We start from the raw sequence: 3,714 nt of genomic DNA, 5'->3' as shown, positions 1-3,714 counted from the left end.
CCTTCCAGGCTGCTGCGGCGGTAGTCCTCCAGCGTGCGCGAAAGCTGGGTGGCGCAGTTCTGGGCGGCGGCCCGCGTCGTGACTTCCGAAGCGTCGGCGGGTGGGACGTTGGTGGCTTGCTCGCGTTTCAGCGCCCGCACCTCGGCCTCCAGCGCCGTGACGCGGCGAGAGAGTTCGGCGTTCTGCTGCCGCGCCGCGCTGTCCTGGCAGGCGGTGAGCAGCAGCGGCAGCAGCACCCACAACCGCCGCATTACCGCTCCAGCACGCTCACGATTTCGACATGCGAGGTCTGGGGGTAAAAGTCGTGCGGCGTGACTTCGCCCAGTTTCCAACCCTGGCGCACCAGTTCGCCCACGTCGCGTGCCCAGGTCGCCGGGTCGCAGGAGACATAGACCAGGCGGTCGGCGGTGCTGTCCTGCACGGCTTCGCGAGCGGCTTCGTCCAGTCCGGCGCGGGGCGGGTCGACCACCAGCACGTCGGCCCCGATGTCGTGCAGGCGTGAGGCGTCGCCCTGGCGGAAGGTGATGTTCTTCTGGCCCAGGCCCGCCGCCACGCTGTGGGCCACGTCCTGCCGTCCCCGCGTCAGGGCTTCGGCGGAGGTGTCCAGCACCGTCACACGGCGAAAGTGGGGCGAGAGATGCCGGGCAATCGCGCCCGCGCCGCCGTAGAGGTCAACCGCGTGGTCGCCCGTGCCCGCCAGCCGCGCCGCCCGCTGGTAGGCCAGGCCCGCCGCCGCCGGGTTGACCTGCGCGAATCCGGTGGCGCTGATGCTGACCTGCACGTCGCCAAACTTTTCCTGAATCTCGCTTTCGCCCGCAATCAGGCGCACGCCTGCGCTGAAGCGTTTTCCGGCAGGCTGCGCCAGCGACACGCCCACCACGCCCGCGTCGAGCAGGTGGTCACTCGCCCGCAGAAAGTCACGCGGTTCGCCCGAGCCGATGAGGGCCGCCACCACTTCCCCCGTCAGGCGACTGGCGCGGAAGGCAATTTCAGTGGCGGGGTCGAGGCGTTCGGGGTCGAGTTTGGCGACGATGGCGGCGATCTCTTCCATCACCAGCGGGTCGCCTTCAAACAGGCGGGCGTCGTGGCCCCGGCGCTCGCGGTAGCCCAGGCCGCCGGGCGTCACCAGATACTGCGCCGTGTTGCGGTAGTGCCACTGCGCCGGGCTGGGCACGGTGTCCGCCACCGGAGCGCGGAGTTTGGCAATGCGCGAGAGGGCTTCCTCCACAAAGGCCCGCTTGAATTCCAGTTGCGCCGGGTAGGACGCGAAGGCAAGGTCGGCAGTGGGTAGCTCTGGCCCGTCCACCCGTTCGGGGCTGCGGCGCAGAATTTCTTGTACCGTGCCCTGGCGTACGCCCTTGCCCTGGCGAATGGTGGCGGTCACGCGCTCGCCGGGCAGTGCGCCGCGCACCAGCACCACGCCGCCTTCGTCGCGGGCGAGGCCCAGGCCCCCAGCCACGAGTTTTTCGATTTCCAGCGTGAGAAGTGCGTCAGACATGAGGGTCAGTGTAGTGGAGGGGGAAGGGGAAAGAGGGTTGATGGTTCCGCCTCCGGCTGAGGGCTAATGGAAAAAGACAAAGAAAAAAGGCCCCGGCATTTGCCAGAGCCTCCTGTGAAAAGGCGTTTTGACGTTTCCACGTTCGACCTTTCCACCCTCCATCGCCCCCTCTCGTGGCGACGGATTCGGGGCTTACTTCTCGACCAGATACGCCTTCTCGATCACGTCGGGCCGGGTGCCGAAGCTGGGGCGGCTGGGGTCAATGCGGGTTAGTTTGTCCAGCACATCCAGGCCTTCCACGACCTTGCCAAACACGGTGTGACGCCCATCGAGGTGGGGGGTGGCGGTAAAGGTGATGAAGAATTGAGAACCGTTGGTGCCGGGGCCGGCGTTCGCCATGCTCAGGATGCCCTTGCCGCTGTGGCGGTGGGGGTTCCCGGCAAATTCGTCCTCGAAGCGGTAGCCGGGGCCGCCCATGCCGCTGCCGGTGGGGTCGCCCGTCTGGGCCATAAAGCCGTCCAGCACGCGGTGAAACACGATGCCGTCGTAGTAGTGGTGGCGCAGCAGGTAGGCAAAGGAGTTGACGGTCACGGGCGCTTCGTCGGGGTACAGCTCGACCACGATGCGGCCTTTGCTGGTTTCCAGCACGGCGCGGTACTGCTTGCCGGGTTCGATGGCCTCGCCCAGTTCGGGGGCCTGGCTGAACTTGGTCTGGCGCTCGGTGCTGAGGTAGGGGGTCTGGGTAAACCCGTCGGCGGTGTAGAGATCGCTCATAGGGGGCATTGTACGGGGGCAGGCGGGGAGAAGCTGTTGTGAAACCCTCAACCCTCTGGCCCCCTCAACCTTTCAGATGACCCACTCGCCGCCGCGCATCAGCGCTTCACGTTCGCCGCTGGCGGTGATGCCGTCCACATCGGTGTCGGGCGTGCCGATCATCCAGTCCACATGAATCAGCGAGTCGTTGCCGCCCGCCGCTTTCAGGCGCTCGGCGTCGTCTCCGCCCTGCATATTGGTCGAGTAACAGCGGCCCAGCGCGATGTGCGAGGCGGCATTCTCGTCGAAGAGGGTGTTGAAAAACAGCGTGCCCGTCTGCGCGACGGGGGCAGAGGCGGCGACCAGTGCGATTTCGCCCAGGTGCGCGGCTCCCTCGTCGGTGGCAATCAGTTTCTTGAGGGTGTCCTCGCCCTTTTGCGCCGTGATTTCGACGGCCCTGCCGTTCTCGAAGCGCACGCGAATGCCTTCCACGACCTGCCCACGCACGCTCAGCGGCTTGCTGGCGACGGCCCAGCCGTCCACCCGGTCACGGTGCGGCATGGTAAAGACCTCGTCGGTGGGCAGGTTCGGCACGCCCACGATGCCGTTTTTGGCCCGTTCCGCGCCGCCCTGCCAGATGTGGCCCGCGACGAGGCCCACCGTCAGGTCGGTGCCCAGGCCCGAGCGCAGATGCACGGCGGCGTACTGCTTGCCGTTGAGGTACTCGGCGCGGCGGGCGAGGTCGGCGGTGTGCTGGCCCCAGGCCGCCACCGGGTCGGGCAGGTCAGCCCGCGTGACCTTGAAAATGTCGTCCCAGAGCCGCGCCACCGCTTCGGCTTCGGGCAGGTCGGGGTACACGACCCGCGCCCACGCCGGAGTGCTCATGGCGGCCACCGTCCAGTTCACGGCAAAGCTGCTGACCTGCGCCGACACCTCGCGCATGGCCTGGGCGGTCAGCTTGCTGCGGCGGGCGACGCGCTCGGGGTCAGCATTTTTCAGCAGCGCCGGGTCATCGCCGCGAATGGCGAGGCGGGCGTAGCCGTCTGCCAGCATGTTCTGGGCTTCCTGCGCGGCCCAGTCGGGCAAAAAGCCCACCGCGTCGTCGGAGCCGTCTTCGAGGAGTGCGAGGCCGAGGTGTTCGTCGTGGTAGTTGACCCGCACGTCCAGCGCCCCGGCCTGATACGCGGCGCGGACAACCTGCCGCACCAGCGGGGCCGCGTCCAGTGGCGCGTTGACGAGCAGCTTGCCGCCTGCGGGCAGGTTCACACCGACCTTGACCAGCAGTTCGGCGTAGCGGGCGAGTTTGGCCTGGAAATCGGAAGAAGGAGTCACCCGCCCATCATGGGTGAGGGGGGGCTGACCGTCAAACTGCGGGCGCAGGGGTATCCTAGGGAAATAAAAAATCCGTCCTTCTCGGACGGTGATAGGAAAAGAATAGCGCCGTATGCGGCCTTTGTCAAACT

Annotated in this window: 3 protein-coding genes and 1 pseudogene; all 4 read right to left on the bottom strand. The window is 67.3% G+C overall.

The genetic code is table 11. From position 1 onward, the window contains the following. Positions 1–251: pseudogene (locus Q4C89_RS06915) on the bottom strand (hypothetical protein); the annotation flags it as partial. Further along, positions 251–1,498 (bottom strand): class I SAM-dependent RNA methyltransferase, encoded by a 1,248-nt coding sequence (locus Q4C89_RS06910; RefSeq protein ID WP_303101874.1) that lies wholly within the window; start codon positions 1,496–1,498, stop codon positions 251–253. The gene Q4C89_RS06910 and the pseudogene Q4C89_RS06915, both read right to left, overlap by 1 nt. 192 nt (positions 1,499–1,690) lie before the next feature. Then, on the bottom strand, positions 1,691–2,272 hold the full coding sequence (locus tag Q4C89_RS06905) for a peptidylprolyl isomerase (protein ID WP_303101873.1): 582 nt from the start codon (positions 2,270–2,272) through the stop codon (positions 1,691–1,693). 72 nt (positions 2,273–2,344) lie between these two features. Next, positions 2,345–3,583, bottom strand: coding sequence for an aminopeptidase (locus Q4C89_RS06900; protein ID WP_303101872.1), 1,239 nt, complete (start codon positions 3,581–3,583; stop codon positions 2,345–2,347). Positions 3,584–3,714: the final 131 nt, after the last annotated feature.

Source organism: Deinococcus sp. (genome assembly GCF_030523985.1).
Lineage (GTDB): Bacteria > Deinococcota > Deinococci > Deinococcales > Deinococcaceae > Deinococcus.
This window is presented reverse-complemented; position numbering and strand designations above follow the sequence as displayed.

What these genes read in the sequence shown, in the direction of transcription:
- Q4C89_RS06905 (WP_303101873.1), bottom strand. Translation starts at nt 2,272, where the DNA reads ATGAGCGATCTCTACACCGCCGACGGGTTTACCCAGACCCCCTACCTC.
- Q4C89_RS06910 (WP_303101874.1), bottom strand. Translation starts at nt 1,498, where the DNA reads ATGTCTGACGCACTTCTCACGCTGGAAATCGAAAAACTCGTGGCTGGG.